Annotated in this window: 14 protein-coding genes and 3 pseudogenes; 11 read left to right on the top strand and 6 right to left on the bottom strand. The window is 42.4% G+C overall.

Features of this window, described 5'->3' with window-relative positions; translation table 11 throughout:
* The 4 genes and pseudogenes from tssI to AACS90_RS14595 all read right to left on the bottom strand — a co-directional run.
* Nucleotides 1-1,224: pseudogene (gene tssI / locus AACS90_RS14580) on the bottom strand (type VI secretion system tip protein TssI/VgrG); the annotation flags it as partial.
* Nucleotides 1,225-1,359: 135 nt separating this feature from the next.
* Nucleotides 1,360-1,518 (bottom strand): hypothetical protein, encoded by a 159-nt coding sequence (locus AACS90_RS14585; RefSeq protein WP_193757267.1) that lies wholly within the window; start codon nucleotides 1,516-1,518, stop codon nucleotides 1,360-1,362.
* 152 nt (nucleotides 1,519-1,670) lie between these two features.
* Nucleotides 1,671-2,064, bottom strand: a pseudogene (locus AACS90_RS14590) (recombinase family protein); the annotation flags it as partial.
* Between the two features lie 12 nt (nucleotides 2,065-2,076).
* Nucleotides 2,077-2,208: a hypothetical protein gene (locus tag AACS90_RS14595; protein WP_256376549.1), complete on the bottom strand. Its 132-nt coding sequence runs from the start codon at nucleotides 2,206-2,208 to the stop codon at nucleotides 2,077-2,079.
* Between the two features lie 378 nt (nucleotides 2,209-2,586).
* Between AACS90_RS14595 and AACS90_RS14600 the strand changes: the two genes are divergently transcribed.
* From AACS90_RS14600 to AACS90_RS14640, 9 genes are all read left to right on the top strand, one after another.
* The gene (locus tag AACS90_RS14600; RefSeq protein WP_099123177.1) at nucleotides 2,587-3,672 is read left to right on the top strand and encodes a cupin-like domain-containing protein; all 1,086 of its coding nucleotides are present in this window, start codon (nucleotides 2,587-2,589) and stop codon (nucleotides 3,670-3,672) included.
* 97 nt (nucleotides 3,673-3,769) lie between these two features.
* Nucleotides 3,770-4,585, top strand: a complete 816-nt coding sequence (locus AACS90_RS14605; protein ID WP_193757268.1) for an HpcH/HpaI aldolase/citrate lyase family protein — start codon at nucleotides 3,770-3,772, stop codon at nucleotides 4,583-4,585.
* Between the two features lie 27 nt (nucleotides 4,586-4,612).
* Complete coding sequence (locus AACS90_RS14610) at nucleotides 4,613-5,128, top strand: MaoC family dehydratase (RefSeq protein ID WP_099123179.1); 516 nt, start codon at nucleotides 4,613-4,615, stop codon at nucleotides 5,126-5,128.
* On the top strand, nucleotides 5,128-6,060 hold the full coding sequence (locus AACS90_RS14615) for an ornithine cyclodeaminase family protein (protein WP_193757269.1): 933 nt from the start codon (nucleotides 5,128-5,130) through the stop codon (nucleotides 6,058-6,060). The genes AACS90_RS14610 and AACS90_RS14615 overlap by 1 nt, the downstream gene beginning before the upstream one ends.
* 15 nt (nucleotides 6,061-6,075) lie before the next feature.
* A complete protein-coding gene (locus tag AACS90_RS14620) occupies nucleotides 6,076-7,335 on the top strand; it encodes an AMP-binding protein (RefSeq protein ID WP_099123181.1) in 1,260 nt (419 codons plus the stop codon).
* A 136-nt stretch (nucleotides 7,336-7,471) separates the two neighbouring features.
* Nucleotides 7,472-8,656, top strand: a complete 1,185-nt coding sequence (locus tag AACS90_RS14625; protein WP_099123182.1) for an aminotransferase class I/II-fold pyridoxal phosphate-dependent enzyme — start codon at nucleotides 7,472-7,474, stop codon at nucleotides 8,654-8,656.
* Nucleotides 8,657-8,688: 32 nt separating this feature from the next.
* The gene (locus tag AACS90_RS14630; RefSeq protein ID WP_099123183.1) at nucleotides 8,689-9,315 is read left to right on the top strand and encodes a DUF4286 family protein; all 627 of its coding nucleotides are present in this window, start codon (nucleotides 8,689-8,691) and stop codon (nucleotides 9,313-9,315) included.
* 375 nt (nucleotides 9,316-9,690) lie between these two features.
* Complete coding sequence (locus tag AACS90_RS14635) at nucleotides 9,691-10,761, top strand: cupin-like domain-containing protein (RefSeq protein ID WP_099123184.1); 1,071 nt, start codon at nucleotides 9,691-9,693, stop codon at nucleotides 10,759-10,761.
* A 79-nt stretch (nucleotides 10,762-10,840) separates the two neighbouring features.
* Nucleotides 10,841-12,232 (top strand): class I SAM-dependent methyltransferase, encoded by a 1,392-nt coding sequence (locus AACS90_RS14640; RefSeq protein ID WP_099123185.1) that lies wholly within the window; start codon nucleotides 10,841-10,843, stop codon nucleotides 12,230-12,232.
* A 532-nt stretch (nucleotides 12,233-12,764) separates the two neighbouring features.
* On the opposite strand, the gene metG is transcribed toward AACS90_RS14640, so the two are convergent.
* Together metG and AACS90_RS14650 are read right to left on the bottom strand one after the other, a co-directional pair.
* Nucleotides 12,765-14,282 carry a methionine--tRNA ligase gene (metG, locus tag AACS90_RS14645; protein ID WP_099123200.1) on the bottom strand — a complete coding sequence of 506 codons (1,518 nt, stop codon included), beginning with the start codon at nucleotides 14,280-14,282 and terminating at the stop codon, nucleotides 12,765-12,767.
* Between the two features lie 49 nt (nucleotides 14,283-14,331).
* Nucleotides 14,332-14,511: pseudogene (locus AACS90_RS14650) on the bottom strand (IS6 family transposase); the annotation flags it as partial.
* 583 nt (nucleotides 14,512-15,094) lie between these two features.
* Between AACS90_RS14650 and AACS90_RS14655 the strand changes: the two are divergent.
* Together AACS90_RS14655 and AACS90_RS14660 are read left to right on the top strand one after the other, a co-directional pair.
* On the top strand, nucleotides 15,095-15,853 hold the full coding sequence (locus tag AACS90_RS14655) for an SDR family NAD(P)-dependent oxidoreductase (protein ID WP_099123186.1): 759 nt from the start codon (nucleotides 15,095-15,097) through the stop codon (nucleotides 15,851-15,853).
* A 593-nt stretch (nucleotides 15,854-16,446) separates the two neighbouring features.
* A complete protein-coding gene (locus tag AACS90_RS14660) occupies nucleotides 16,447-17,022 on the top strand; it encodes a TetR/AcrR family transcriptional regulator (RefSeq protein WP_099123187.1) in 576 nt (191 codons plus the stop codon).
* The last annotated feature ends 113 nt before the right edge of the window (nucleotides 17,023-17,135 follow it).

Consider the following 17,135-nt stretch of genomic DNA (forward strand, 5'->3'; position numbering starts at 1 on the left):
CTGCATATCCTTCTGCGCATGCAGGGCCAGTCGCTCGCTGCCTTTGGCATCTTCAAACAGCAGTTCGTTGTAACCTTCGCCTTTGTGGGTTTTGGAGCGGAAGGCCATCTGGGTTTTGCTGCCCGGCAATCCGCCCGGCGGGATATTGCTGGCATGGTAGGTGCGTCCGGTGACGATGGGTTGATCCGGATCGCCGTGCAGAAAATCCACCACCACTTCCTGCCCGATACGCGGGATAGCGAGCATCCCCCAGCCCTGACCGGCCCACGGCTGGGTGACCCGGATCCAGCAGGAACTCTGGTCATCACTCTTGCCGTAGCGATCCCACGGGAATTGGAGACGGATACGCCCGTACTGGTCACAGAAGATTTCTTCGCTGGCAGGTCCCACGACGTTGGCAATCTGTGGGCCGTCAATCACCGGTTTCGGTAACGGTGCCGGACGCCAGTGCTGGTTATGGCGGATAAAGTGAAACTGGCTGTGCAGGGTCGTCCCCGTGCCACTGTTGGCGGTTTCGAGTGTCTGGGGCTGGCTGCCGGCATGACTCACCCCCACCACCTGCCAGGACTGGTTCAGGTCTTCACGCGGGTGGTTGTACAGGGTGAATAACCGTCCCGGCTGGATCGCAATCGCATGACTACGGCCTTGTCCTGTCACGGCATTGTTGCGAAGTCCCTCCAGACGATAACGGGTGAAATCCTTACCGTGCGCCTCATCCTTAAAACGCCCCGGATAGTCGTAATGTTCGTAATACCCCTGCTGGAGCGTGTCCTCCTTCATCTGCTGGCTGAATTCGGCCGGCCACGCCGGATTTTTGAAGGTGTAGTCTTTGAGTTGCACCATCGCTGGTCGAACCTGTGCCCGGTGTGTCAGGTGGCTCACCGCCGGCTCTCCCAGCGTACTGGTGTCACCCGGCTGGTAGGGCAGTATAATGCCCGGTGGGACAGAGCCGGCATCATCGGCAAACACCAGCGTATTGCGCCCGTTGCCGCATTCAAAAAAGTAGAAGATACCTTCTTCTGCGGTCAGGCGTTGCAGGAATGCAAAGTCACTTTCCTGATATTGCACACAAAATTCCCGTTCCGGGTGGGCATGGCGCAGGCTGAAGACCACATCGCGGATACCGTGCTCTTTCAGAATATTGGTGATAATGGATTCAATGTTCAGTTGCTGGAAAATACGCGAATTCTGACGCAGGGTGGTGCGCCACAGGTCCGGGCGAATAAGTTGTATTGGAGCACACACGCTCTGTTGCTCTGGTCATTGGAATATGAGCAAAGCAATCTTGAATCTTAGGCGATTATTCCTATGTTACGCTAACTTACTTTTGGACAAAATTTTGCTGTCTTCAAGTTTACTCTATTTTTTAAGCATTAATCCAAAAACAGGATTCTCAATAACCGGAATAACGGTAATATCGTTCTGATCTACTCCCGGCAAAAAATCGATATTCATTAACGCATTAAGCTGTGATGGCGCCAAATAGGCTTCTTTAAGATCATCGGCGTAGATTGCCATGCCAAACTCATTTTCATTCATTGTCGCAATTCGGTAATTACGCGTATAAATAATACATAACCGACCACATCCGGATTTTTTTCAATGAGTCCCAAGATATCAAGTCCCTATCGGAGTTTTTTAAGTTGTTTATCTTTCATAATCAATTTCCATTAGTCATTTTTTGCTACTTTTTTACGGAGCAACGTCCGGTAAACCGTAGGTCTTGCTACCGAAAACAGTCCAACCAAATCACTGATCGAATACTCCCCTGTACCGTGCATTTGACACAATTCTTTCTGTTGCCTAATGGTGAGTTTAGGTTGTTTCCCTCGTAGCTTTCCTTTCGCCCAGACGATCGCCATGCCTTCTTTTGTTCTCAGACGTATCAAATCGACTTCGAATTCCGCAAACGTGGCCACTACGCTGAAAAATATTTTGCCCATTGGATCGGTTGGATCATAAATACTCTGGCCCAGTGCCAGTTTGCCCCCCTATCGCTTGCAGTGAGTCGGGAATGTTCCGTGCATCCGGTACAGAGCGTGCCAGCCGATCCAGTTTCGGGACGTTTGTTGAACATCAGAAAAAATCCAGTTTCATTACCAAATAATGTGGGTTAGTACTACAGTCGTATTCCCGATGCTGATGATTCACGGCGAGTTGTTGCAACGTGATTCGTTCAAGCTCAGACAGGGCTATTTTCGATTTCATGATTGCCAGCGGTAAGTCAGGTTATTGTGTTGTCTACTATAATAAAAGTGCAGATAATTTCATTGATTACCTAATTAGATAATTTATTTTATATTATGGGTTTTATTAATCTAATGTTTATATATTGACGTGTATATTTATGATTATACATTTATGAGTGCAAAATGACTCATGGAGTTGGATATCATAAAATCTGTGGGGAACTTTATTTAATATATATTATACAATCAATTAAACATACCCATAAAAAACCAAATTTAGTTGATTAATAATTATCCTTATAAATATGAAAAATATAAAAATTCTATTCGGTTCTTTCCAGATAAATGCTCCACAAATTTTTATGCTCTCAAGCTAAGTCTATAAAGGAAGGTAAATATGCCCATCGAAAGAATAAAAATGCTCAGTAGCGAAGTGTTTTTTGAGAGGTATATGCGTAAGCACCAGCCTGCCATTATCACTGATTTATTTGCAGGGCAACCCTTGGCAAGGGTAAAAACCAAAGCAGATGCCGTTAAGGTCTTCGCTGATATTCAAATACCACTGGACGACAATTATGATAGTGCAATAAAAATTTCTGATATCAGGGATCATTTAGATAGTCGTTTATCACAGCACTATAAAATGCATGAAGAAGATTCAATCCCAAAATATCAAGGTTCCAGCATTTCTTTATCTGATTATTTTCAAGTGATTGAAGGTCGTGCAAACAGGGATATAATTAGGGTAGCTTTTTTAACTGATGAGGCTATGCAGAAATCATTCAAAATACCTGAAGTATGCTTCCCCCAAGCAGGAGAAAGTCAAACCTTGCTCAATCATAACTTCATTGGCGTAAAAGGTAGTTTCTCCAATATTCATTTTGATAAGGATGGCTTGCATGCATTCCTTTATTCGATTATAGGGCGAAAACGATTTATTCTATTCCCTCGAGAATCTACTTCTAAACTAGCCCCCTTTACTCAATTCAGCAGTTGGTCACTACAAAATTTCAGCGATGAGGATAGAGCCGGATTTTTAGAATATACAGGCGGCGAGGAGATTATATTAAATCCTGGAGAAGCAATATATTTCCCACCTTATGCTTGGCACTATGCCGACTACTTGGATGATTGTTGGAGCTTGAACTTGCGTTTCCGCCGTAAAGATGAAATTACAAATTTACTTAACTGGACGTTCCCGGACTTATATAGCAAAGAGTTAGGTCACTTATTGTTGGACGAGGGGGTAGACAATAGCACCAAAGAAGACATTCTCTTTAGGCTGAAGCAGGCATTTGTAGGGCATTTTATCAATGGTTCAGAGAAAGCTCTCCATATGAGGTTTTTAGCCAAACAATTGGCCAATGAGTATGGACATGCTGCCAGCAGTTCTCTCTATTCGGTTGATTTCGAAGAATATATACCATCACCATTAGCGGAGTGGACAGATTTCGATCATCCCACTCGTCCGAGTTTTTTATAAAAGTATTTATTGTGAGAATGACACGCTAAAGATAAGTGTCTTTTGTCCATACTGGAAATAAAAACTAAATAATCAAATAATGTTAAGGGAGGGAGGTATGTTAAGAAGTTGGCTTTGCTCTTCAGCCTTAAATGGAAAATTGGTTGAAAAATCAGAAAATTACAATGCGGATGTGATTCATTTTGATTTAGAGGATTCAGTTCCTCTTACCCAAAAGGAGGATGCAAGGAATTCCTTGTTGAAACATTATCCATTCGACCACAGATTGCCAGTGGCAATCAGGATCAACAGTCTCGACACTGAAGAAGGATTGAAAGATATCCTGTTTTTGACCGAACGATCACTCCAACCTGATATTGTGATTGTGCCAAAGTCCAGCATCGCTCGTGATGTACCGCTAATAAGCACTTATTTTAAAAACAGTTTGATATTTTCTGTGATTGAAACCATCGATAACTTTTTCGAATTGCGTCATCTCAATCACCGACCTAAAGCTTTAGACGGGGTCATTTTTGGGGCAGCGGACTTTGCCGTTGATATGGACTTAAACCCTCAGACGCTAACTAACGAATTATCTTACATCAAAGCGGAAATCAGTATTTGTGCTAAGAGGCTTGGGCTACATGCTATAGATTCTCCCTGTTTCTCAGTGTATGAACACGATATGTTACAGTTGGAAATCGAGAAGGCGAAAAAACTCGGATACACTGGGAAAATTGCCTTACACCCGAACCAAGTTTCTACCATAAACAAAGGTTTTGCTATCTGTGAAGATAGTAAGGCCAAAGCACAGTCGATCGTATCTATGCTCGAGTCGAACAAGCAGCGATCTGTTGCTATGGATTCGGAAGAAATGGTTGGACCGCCACATCTCAAGTATAGCAAGAAAATATTGTCCGGGCGAATTCGATAGAGTTGTAGTAATCAGGAATAAAATTATATGGAAAACAAACCTCTCAGTATATTAGAGGCCATCGGGCCACAGCGATATCGTGAAAGTCATGGACTCTATTTTGATGACTTCAACATTGGGGATGTGTACGAGCACAAACCTGGGCGTACTGTTACTGAAGTTGACAACATATGGCAATCTCTGATCAATATGAATACTCACCCTTTGCACATCGACAATGAGTATGCAAAGAAAACTGAATTTGGTCAGACTTTGGTATCCAGTCTTGTCACTTTTTCCATTATTGGAGGGTTAAGCCTCGCCAGTACTAGTGCCAGAGCGATTGCCAATCTGGGTTGGAAAGAAGTCAAATTGAGTCATCCGGTTTATGTTGGCGACACCTTGTATGCCGAAACTACTATTTTGACCAAACGCGAATCGAATAGTCGTCCAGGTCAAGGGATTGTCACAGTACAGACCCGAGGACTGAATCAGAATGATATTGAAGTGTTGTGTTGGGAGCGGAGCTTTTTAATTCCACTACGTCCATGCAAGGATTCATGATGTCTATTCTAAATATTGGTGCCTTTGGTTGGCCTTTGTTGCCGGAACTGACGGATCTTAAACCATTAATATCTTATTTCAAAGAATCATTTTCTAATGGTAGAGCTGAGGCTGCACGGGTACCGACAAGATCGATGATTATAAAGCAAAGCCCCTTTTCGGCGTTTGGTGCTATGCCAGCATATTGTCCTAACAGTAATTTGTTTATTACAAAAGTCGCCACTTTGGTAGTTAATGGAGAGAAAAAAGGTAATTCGGTAAATGCCATTGTCAATGTTTTTGACGGTACTACAGGACAACCATTGGCTTTGCTAGACGGTGCCCAGTTGACCAACTTGAAGTGTGCAGCAGTCAGTGCCATGGTGACTGATATTTGCGCGTCCGATGATGCCAATAAAATGGCGTTAATTGGTTGCGGCACTCAAGCTTGGCAACAAGTATTAGCGGTTATGGCAGTCCGTCCGATACACCAAATACGGTTGTATGGAAGGACTGCCAGTAACACCTTGGTATTTGCAAAGAGAATTGAAGAGAAATTTGGTTCTAATATTGAAGTTCTTATGCCTGCATCTGTAACAGATACTGTAAGTAATGCAGACATTATCTGTACTGCTACAACTTCAAGATTGCCGCTATTTTCTAATGTAAAGCTTACTGACCACGTTCATGTTAATTGCATGGGGGCGCATACATGTGACTCGCGTGAAGTTCCAAATACGCTTTTGCAAAGCGCCCATGTGATTGTGGAGGATCTTGATACTGCAGTGGCTGAAGCAGGAGAGTTGCATCGTGATGCTTTAACATTGACTAAAATGCTGACATTCGACAGAAACAAACTCAAGAACACTGCAACCGTTTTTAGTTCTGTCGGACATGGCTATTTGGATCTATTGGTGACTGCTTATTTATTACAGCAATCGCAGAATCCGTAAGAAAGGAAGGTTAAATTGAATTTTTATACCCTGAAACAAATTGTGGAAACGGCGCGAAAAAGCTCACCTTTTTACCGCTCACTTTATGAAAATCTCGGTACGGAATACCAGCTTGAAGATTTGCCGATCGCTTCTTTCGATAAAGTGATGACAGCGGTACACGATGATTTTTCGGCCTTATTTGCCAGCGAACAACCTTACGGTATGTTCTATACAACCTCTGGTACCACCGGAAAACCCAAAGCAACTTTGTTTGGTCGTGATGAATGGCGCACTGTTAATCGCTTGTTGGCTGAAACACATTGGCGCAATGGACTATTACAGGAAAAAGATATAATTCTCAATCTATCAGAGCCTGGTAGTGCATCATTTATGGCAGTGCATCATGTTGTAGATATGTTTCCAGGGCGATGTTCGGAAATTCCCTTAGGCTGTGATCGTGATTTCGAAGAAATTATTTCCTTGTATCAACATTTCAATGCCAATGTGATTACTGGTATGAACCCCACGTTTTTGGGGTTGGCTAGCCGTTTATTGGATACTACAGGACCAGATTTGAATATCACACGGCTATTAGGTGGAGGTGAAAATCTCTATGGTAGCCAAATGGCACTGCTTGAAGAAGCATTTCCGAATGCAACGCTGTATCCGTTTCTTTATGGTACTACCGAGGTTGGCCAAGTAGCGTACAGTAAAGTGCCTACTAGATACAATGAATACATTCCTTTCAAAGAACTGTGTACTATTGAAATCATTGATCCTGAAACTGAAGAAGTTATTAGGGAAGCAGGAAAAAAAGGCACTTTGTTGGTTACCAGCCATGTTCGTTTACAAACTCCAGCTATTAGGTTGGATACAGGCGATGTGGCTCAGTGGCTGGATGATCCAACGCAACTAGAAGCTCGTTTTTCACTTCAAGGACGTCGGTTTGTATTCGAACATGCTGTAGCCGATACTGTAATCAATAAAGATATAGTATTCGGAATTATCGACCAACTAAATACGAAATTGAACATTACTATGTTTAATGTAGAAATAGGTGGAACCTCAACTCAGCCTGAATTAAAAGTTCTTGTCTCATTACACCAACAGTCGATAGCCCCGCCAGAATTGAAAGATTTGGTTCTGAGTGCTATGGAAAAAGAGTCTCCTGCGCTTTTCGAAGCCATCCAAACTGGAAAAATTCGTCAAATTATCGTCAATCAAGTGACGCTTTCTCACTTTGAATTAGCAACCAAAAGAAAAACTCGTTTCATTACTGACAATAGATATTAAAACTTTGTGATTCATAATACTCAAAGTTAAGTATAAAACGTGAGGATATTGACCGGGCTTTATTTTTGCCCAAACTGTGGACGGAGGATCGATCCCACTGTTCCAATCTTAATCATATAAATAATAGGTGATTTTTATGGGGCAATACTCAAATATCGGCAAGATGGTTACTTCCAGTCTGGTTAGTTGGCGGAAAGCCAATGAATATGGTTTGACAGGCATCAGAACTATAGATTACAAGGGTAATAAGCTGATTACGGATGATGGCCATGAATTTATCAATATGTGCTCTTGCTCTTACCTTGGCCTGAACCGACATCCGAAAATCATCGATGGTGCAATCCGCGCCCTTGAGCATGAAGGCACGATGAGTACTTCAGTTTCACGAGCACGGATTGCTCCTAGGTTGATGGTCGAAACCGAGCAACTTATGTCCAAGGTATTCGATGCCGAGATCATTTTGACTACTTCTTGTTTTACCGCTTCTGTATCAGTTTTACCTTTGTTGGCTTCAGGGCAACTGACTGAAGGAAAAAAACCTTTGATGATTTTCGACCGAAGCTGCCATTTCTCCATGAATATTCTCAAGCCTAATTGTGGTAATGAAACCGAAGTGGTTACTTGTCCACATAACAGCATTGAGTTTATTGAGCAAGCCTGTAAAGAAAACGATACCGTAGCATATGTTTGCGACGGTGCTTATAGCATGGGTGGCAATGCCCCGATTGAAGAACTAATTCGATTACAAAAAGAGTATGGCTTGTTCTTATACATCGATGATTCACACTCCATTTCCGTATACGGAGAACAAGGCGTCGGTCTATCACGTTCATTTTTTGATAAGTTGAATGATCGAACTGTTATTGTAGGCTCTCTCGCCAAAGCGTTCGGCGCCACAGGCGGAGTGATAATGCTTGGCAGCAATAAATATCGTGAAATGCTCGACTATTGTTCAGGTCCACTGGGGTGGTCACAAATGATTAATGCACCAGGATTAGGTGCAATCAAAGCTTCTGCACAGATCCATCTGAGCGATGAGTTGCCCAAATTACAGGCACAATTAGGCGAAGCGATGGCACATTTTGACCGTATAATTCCAAGCTCCAATGCTGGTAACGGTCTGCCTATACGAGTTATCGATTTGCCATCAGTAGATGATGCTGTTGAAGCATCAGCTCGCTTGTTCCAAAAAGGCTTTTACTGCTCCGCTGTGTTTTTTCCAATTGTAGCTAAAGATCGGCCTGGAATCCGGGTTATGGGACGGGCTAACATGAGCAATGAAGACATTGAATCCTTCTGTGAAGCACTAAAAACGATTTAATTTCTATTGGGTTAACCTTTTGGGCTACATAGATGATGAACGAAAGCAAACAAAGTGCTTTGATGCTATGGCTGCATATGGAGGGTGGGGAGAATGCACTCTTTAACCATTGGCACAATCAAGAACATATTCCTCAGCGTATGGAGATACCGGGATTCTTGTCGAGTCAGCGCTACTATTGTTCACAATCTGACGAATACCTATGCTATTACCGCCTGCAGAATCAGGATGTGCTAGAAAGTGAACTGTATCAGAAACAAAACGAAATGGCTCCAAGCGATCTTGCTAAGAAGGTGGACAAACATCTTCACTTGGAAGAGCGAAAAGTCGCCGATCTGCTTTGGTCCGAAGGCAATGCTATTGGAGGCTCAATGGTTACAGCTCGATTGTCTATTGATGCTTCACAGCTTCCCACTGTAAGTGAATTGCTACATGTTGAGCTAGCCGACTTATTGAAGAACGATGCCATTTGCTCCGCGTGTTTGTATCACGATACCAACGTTGACCAAAGAGGTAATAACCTGATTTTGATGGTGGAGAATGCGAATGGTTGTCAACATGATGATATAACCGAACTTGTGACCAAGGTTCTTGAAAATCAAAGAGTAGAGTGCGAAATGATTCAGTCTTATCAACTACAATACTTTTTAAGTAAGTAATAATACCTAGTGAGTCACAGTGCTCGCCACCACGATATGACCAGAATATCGTTAGCCATCATGGCAAGTCCGTTTTAGCTAAATTACTTTTTATTTTTCCATATGAAAGGTAAAAACCACCGATTTTAGTCGGTGACGTTGATTTTAATTTTTTGACATATGCGCGTTTACGAGGTGCGTGGTTCGACGACTTTCAGTCGTCGGCATCGATGTGCGCTAACCCACCTACTTCAGTAGGTGGTAGTTAAGTTAGAGAGCAGGCGTTAGATTTTAGCAACTAAGTTTGCTGTTAGTTGATAAGTCTACTTAACAACACCGATATTCGGCTGTTTCCATATAGCAATGATGTAAAAATTTTAAATGAGGATAGAGTAAATGAACGACTACAATAATTTAATTGAACGAATCATCCTGCCAATTGCAGAGGAATTTGAAAATAGTTATATGAAAACGGTAACGCCAGTGGTTATTACTGATTTATATTCAGGTGAAAAGATCAGGGATATAACCTCCCGTGATAAAGTAATTGAGCATTGGGGGAATATTCGCATCCCTGTCCAAGATGAATATCTAAAGGCCTACGAAGAGCATACAAAAAAAACAGGGGCCTTGCGGGATAAAGACTCCACTCTAGAAGACATGGCGACCATGACAATTGCTGAGTACTATCGCTATGTCGATGAAAACCCGAATGAGAAGAAAATGTGTATCGAGTTTTCAACGCCAGATGCTATCCGTGAATACTATTCTGTTCCCGAAATGTGTATCCCTCAGGAAGGAGAAAGCAACAGTATTGTTCAGCAGTGTTTTGTTGGTAACAAGGGCAATGTAGCCAACATTCACTTTGACAAAGCCGGACATCACGGTTTCCTCTTCCAAATTTTTGGCAGAAAACGTTTCATCGTATTTCCGCATTCTGCCGCTAAAAAATTGCTGCCTTTAACTCAAGCATCGGGTTGGAAGTTGCAGAACTTTACCGAACAAGATCGCCAGGATTTCTTGCGTTTCACAGGTGGAAAAGAAGTGATTTTAGAGTCAGGTGAGGCCATGTTTGTTCCAGCATACTGTTGGCACTATGCTGACTATATTGAAGATAGCATGGCAGTACGCGTTCGGTTCCGCAGACCCAATTACTTTACCGAGTTGTTGAATTTTATGTATCCGGATATGTACACTCAGGGCATCCTTCACAAGATAGCCGATCCAGTAAAAGCCAATAGCGAATATCGCGGAGTGCTTGATCGGCTAAAAGAGTGTGCAGAGCATCACTACAGCGACGGTAAGCAAAAGGTTCACGCTATCCGAGAGTTGACCAAGAAAATTTACTTTGAGTTATATCCTGAAGAACCGCGCGATAACTATTCGTTGTATTTAGAAAAGCACTTTCCATCGTTGTTACCGCATTTCTTAGATGCAGAGCATCCCGACCGACCTATTTACCAATAAAGAAGTAGAACAAAATCTATGAGACGGCCGATATATTTTCGACCGTGCTGCTCAGGGATATTTTTTAAGGAGCCATTTTATGAGCCAAACGACATTATCCAACGATATCAGTAATGCCTCCATCACCAAACAAGTTGCCGAACAATACGAATCGTTTCCGTTTCCTCCGGTCTATCGCATTGAACAAGAAGACCCTGACCGTAGGCTGACTGCCAGTTTCAATCTAGATTTCAATCTGAGAAAAGAGGCACAGTTGAAACCGGGTAGTAAAATATGGGTCCCTGGGTGCGGTACCAGATGGGCTGTACTGGTTGCCTTGCAATTTTCCGATTGCGAAATAGTGGCCAGCGACTTGAGCTCTAGTAGTATCACTTTCCAAAACCGTTTAGCCCAAAATTTAGGGATCTCCAATATTACTTTTAAGCAGGAAAATTTGTTAGAAACTGAGTATACGGACACGTTTGATTACATCAGTTGTGTCGGCGTATTGCATCACTTACCTTCTCCGCAAGATGGATTTAAAGTTATCCATAGGGCGCTCAAAGATACTGGCATCGCTGAGATCATGGTTTACGATTATAAGAACCGTCAGTATTCAATCAAAATGCTAGAGATTCTAGCCTTGCTGGATCCTAAAAAGACCCTATCCAGCCCTGCCCGATTTGAGCTCGCTGTATCTTACCTGCGAGCTCTTAACGGTCATGCCAAGGCACCCAAGGAGTTGAAGCGAGTGCTGAAATATGTAGATGAGCGTCCGGGATTTTCGCAGGAGCTGGCTGATTTTATCTGCAACCCTCAGGAACACTATTACGATGTAGACAGCTTGTTAGAAATCTTGGATCAAGCTGATTTGCAGGTGTTCTGTTGGAAGCAACCTCACTACTTTTCACCGGATAAAATGCTAGAAAATGAACAGTTGTGTTGCCAGGTTCGGCAGTTACCATCGACAGCTCAGGCTAAACTTGGCAGCCTTATGAGCGATCCGTTGCTAGAAGTTTATGTCAGCAAAAAGGGAGTTAAACTTAAAGCTGATGAAGAGTACATGAGAGAAGTATTTGAGTCGTTGGTTATCAAAGCAACCACGACCATACACAAATATCACGTCAATCCGGATGGATCAATTGATCGCGAAGAAACTCTGGTCAAATACAAGATACGCGATGACCACATCTTGTTTGATGCTGGAGAGCGCCGTCCTGCGGTTTTGTATTACGGACAGGCGCTAGATTGCGTGACTGAAGAGCCTAGACAATGGCTGAAATTGTGCGACATGCAACAGAATGAACGATTGACAACGGAACAGATTTTGCGAATGTTGGAATTGACTGAACAACCTATAAAAATAGCTGAACTGTTGGCTTGCATGAATCGTGAATTTGGCACTCAGGGTATAAATATTGATGATGTCAAAGAGACCTTGGGTACACTGTGTAGAACTCCTTTCAGATTATTCACTGTGCAATCTAAATAGCGGTTCGGAATACTGCTACACTTTTGCCAGTCCATGTGCGCTACGGACTATCGTTGCTATGATTGGGGTTTGGGGAGCAACGGAACACAAATGATAGTTAAGAGGCTAAATAGAGTAGTCAACATACGATAAGACAATGAATTGAATGCTACCAATCGATATGGATTGAAATATCCAAGTTAGGCATAGGTGATTTGGACTCGTAGAGGGACCGGCTAAAAATGGAACTCTGTCGCATTAGGCCGTATTCGGGTAAACTATCGATTTTTTGTTGAGTGTTCTATCGATGTCCCTTATTCGAAACGCGTTCAAGCGACTTCAAGCGGCGGATCTCCCCAAAAAAATTTCAGACGGACTCAAATCCTGTTAGCGGGTCTTGAATTGGTTTGTATGTTGCATAAAGGGACAATATCCGCAAGAGCCGGAGCATTCTATTTCACCCGCAGCCTTCTTTTATCAATTAACTGCATAAAAATCGTTCAATTCATTTTCTTTCGTGATTTCTCCGTTAATACGACAGAACCGGGTAAAATTAACTAATTACTTTCTCAAACAGAGGGGGGACGCTTTTTGCGACCGGATGCTTACTTATTGCAGGTGTGGGTAATTTCCAGGTTAATGTTTCATTGATTAGGCCAAGTATATCTCTCATAACTATCATCTTCTCAGGAAGAACAGGGTAAAATAGCCGTGATATGACGTCTAGTGAATAAAAAAGTACGGAAAGCGTCTCATCCAGTTGAAGTTTATTACCTTGCTTAAATAAATCCCACGGACGAGTGTCGTTAATAAATTTATTCAGTTCACGGACGAACTCTAGAGCCTTTTCATACGCCATTGAAAGCTTCATTTCATCAACTAAAGGCATCATTGAATCAAAGGTTTGCGCAGCAAGTTTTATCAGGAAATGATGCTGTAATGTTTGTTCTGACAGTACAGGGGGCATGCCGCTACTGTATTTGTTAATCATGGCTACTGTGCGGGAAAGTAGGTTTCCGATATCATTAGCCAGGTCGTTATTTAACCGTTGCTGAATAACTTCTTCACTGATAATGCCATCCGAACCAAAGCGAAGCTCTTTAATCAATGTGTATCTGAGAACATCGCAGGTGTATTTTTCCGCTGCATAAAGCGGGTCAACGCCATTTCCCAGAGACTTACTCATTTTACGACCATCGCTTCCTAATAAATGCCCTGAAACAAGAAGTCGTTTATAGGGAGTAAATCCCAAGGCTTTACACATGCTTAGCCAAAAAATAGTATGTGTTTTTAAAATGTCTTTACCGATGATATGGTTTGAAGAATGCCATAACGCCTCTACATCATCAGGATCTGCATGATGAATGGCGGAAAGATAGCTCAAAAGGGCATCAAACCAGACATAAGTGACGTGAGCGTTATCCCAGGGAATGGGGATTCCCCAAGACAACCTTTCCCTTGGCCGTGAGATGCTCAGGTCTCCGATATCATCATTCAACATCTGTAGCACTTCATTAGCGTACTGAGGCGGGGAGATTAAATCAGGGTGATCGGTCAAATATTCTTTTATCCAGCCCTGATATTTTTCCATACGGAAAAAATAATTTTTCTCTTTACGAATTATAGGTGGATCTTTATCTTCAGGAATTTTTCCATTGACAAGTTCTTTTTCAGTGACAAAGCGTTCCTGGCCAATGGAGTAAAGTCCTTCATATTCTGCTGAATAGATATCGCCAGCATCATATAGTTTTTGTAATGATTTTTGCACAAAATTTTCATGGAAATGTGATGATGTTCTGACAAAGAAAGAATAGTCGATATTTAATACCTTCCAAGCGGAAATGAAATGCTTAACATTTTGCTGGACAAATTCTTCATTCGTTATGTTTTGCACCGCAGAAGCTTTTGCAATTTTCTCACCGTGTTCATCCGCGCCAGTCAGAAAAAAACTCTTATATCCAGCCATTTTTTTTATACGATGCATTACATCTGCATGAATAGTCGCATAAGCATGCCCCATATGTGGCTTGTCATTAACGTAGTATATTGGAGTAGTTATATATGACTTCATAGCTGTAGAGAAATCCTTAGGTTTACACCGTCGATAACGTTTAGCTACCGGGGAAGAGGCGATGAATCCAGCGGGAAAGCGTGGAATAATCAACGTTAATACCCCGTACAGCCATTATTTCTTCTAAATGACGCAAGCTAAATGCGTAGGCCAGATAGCAACGAACACACTGAGCGGTGATATCAACAGGATAACGCAGCCGTTTGAACGCGTTTCGGATAAGGGACATCGATAGGACACTCAACAAAAAATCGATAGGTAACCCGAACACGGCTTAATGCGACAGAGCAGATCCGCTCGTTTGGCACACTGTGTTAGATTCGCTATATATAATGCACATAGGCTAGCCCTTGTCAACCCGCAAGATCAATCAAACTATGTTTAATAATTCATGTTTAATAATTGTTATAATTGCGTATGGTATGTTGAAAAAATGAACTGATAGCACTCTGCAATGTTGAGGTCAGTTGGAGGTTGTTTTTTTAATCCGTCGAGATCCAGAAAAAGGTCGTCGTTGGGCATTTTTGCTAATTTTAAACAAGGTAAAAGTCAACGCGACTGGCTTCAACAAGCTAACGTTATAGGATATTAAAATCGAGCATCGCGTTAAGTTAAGTAATGTTTTTATCTTATTTGCGGAGGCGGCACCCTTTATGACCTGGGTAAAATTCTAGGCATCAGCGAAATTCGCTGGCTACTGTTAGGGACAATTGATCTTTTTACAATAGCCGGAATTTATTACCAATTTCTGTCACCTAGGGTAGAAAGCATTAAATTAGAAAACTAACCTTCGAAAAATTAGGCAGGATGAAATGAACTTATCGGGTAAAAAAGTGATCGTCACCGGGGGAAGTCATGGTATTGGAGAGGCAATTGTCAGAAGATTTTCTATCGCTGGAGCTGATGTATTATTTACCTATAAAGATTCCGCAGCTAAAGCTGCTGAACTCTGTGACATACTCAGCAGTGAAAAAGGCAAGGTAACTTCATTACAGTGTGATATGTCGGATATCAGCTGCTGTAAAGAAATACTTCAGCATAGTGAACAGACTCTGGGTAAAGTCAACACCTTGGTCAATAATGTTGGTACTCTCACCCGTGACACATTTCTTATCATTGATGAAGAAAAATACGATCAAGTTCTTGATACTAATTTGAAGATACCTTTCTTTCTTACTCAGCTGGTTGCAAAGCGCATGATAGAACATGACATAATTGGAAATATTATTAATGTTTCTTCACTTAGTTCCAGACTTTGTCGAAGCCGGGTAGCACATTATCAAATAGCCAAAGCAGGAATGGAAAATCTCACCAAAAGCGCGGCATATGAGCTTGCGGAACATGGAATAAGAGTTAATGGTATTTGTCCAGGCTTAACAGCCACTAAAGCAAATCAGGAACAATGGGAAAATCAGCCTGAATTATGGCAACAAAGAGCGGCTAATATTCCTCTGAAACGCACAGGATTACCTCAGGATCATGCCGGAGCTGCATTGTATCTGGCTTCTGATGAGGCCTCTTGGGTCACGGGTGTCACCTTGGTTATTGATGGCGGAATGAGTTTATATTGATTTATAAGAAATCAATTACTGGTGGTAATTAATCTCTTAGGGTCGAATTACCCGCCGCTTGCGGCGTAAATATGGCTCTGTCACATTAAGCCGTGTTCGGGTAGCCTACAGGGTTTTGCCATAGCAAAGGGCCTCACTTGGAAAATTAGCTTACAGTGTGCTACCAATTTACTATTGGGTGTGGCGCTACATCCGCACCTCGCTCATAGCCGACAGTCAGATTTAATCGTACCCCACTAATAGGATGACGTCAGGTCAAGCCGCAGCTAATACACATTATGGCGTTATCTAAATTCCTTATTCAGAATTCAAGTTAAAAATAGGCTCCCGATATAATTCAGCCAGAGACAGCAACACACAATGGGGCATTTACAATTGATAACTCCAGAAATCCAACTTGTGAACCAAGAAGATTATGTATTGGCCCAATTCGCTAAAATTAGTTGATGGTATGTTCCCTGAAGCACAATGTAGCGCTGTAGTCATATCTGAATTCACAATGCGCGGTTTTTCTGTGTGAGCAGTAAAACGCTTGCTTGATTTCATCATCACTCTATAATGAGTGTTTACTCATTTATTAAAGGAGCCTGAAAGTGGCCCGTCCCCGCAGTGAAGAAAAGCAGCAAGCATTATTGCGTGCCGCCACGGAGATTTTTGCCGAACAAGGGTTAGCAGCGCCCACTGCGGCCATAGCCAAAAAGGCCGGGGTCTCGGAGGGCACATTGTTTCGCTACTTTGAAAATAAAGACGCGTTGTTAAGTGCGGTGTGTGACTATCTGCTTGACGAAATGGAGCACCTTCTTACCAAGAGCTTGCGGGCGTTATCGTCGGGTAAGGAGCAACTGCAGGTTGCGTGGGATGCGTATATTGATTGGGCGCTCGCCAACCCCGCTGCATATGCAACAGGGAACAAATTGATGGTCTCCGGAAAGTTATCCAACGCACAAATGGAAAGATGCATGCGGTTCGGTGACATTTCCATACTGGGTATCCCGTTGGTTGAGGGACTCGATTTACCGCTGTCGAACGAGTTTCATGGCATGATCTGTACGGTCGTGGCCAATGGTGTTATCGATATGGCTGTTCAAAAACCGCACCTGCTGGGTATTTACAAACGTGCAGGTTATGAAGCAATGGTACGAGCCATTGAGCTTCCAAGTAATTCATAAAGCGATTTAGCTGATTTTTTTAATCATTTAATGAGTATGTACTCACGCATTATAAGGGTGTGCTGACTATGCAGCCAGTTTCCATACTAAAAATACAGCGGAAACAGTCTTCT

Source organism: Xenorhabdus sp. KK7.4, from assembly GCF_963876465.1.
GTDB classification, from domain to species: domain Bacteria; phylum Pseudomonadota; class Gammaproteobacteria; order Enterobacterales; family Enterobacteriaceae; genus Xenorhabdus; species Xenorhabdus stockiae.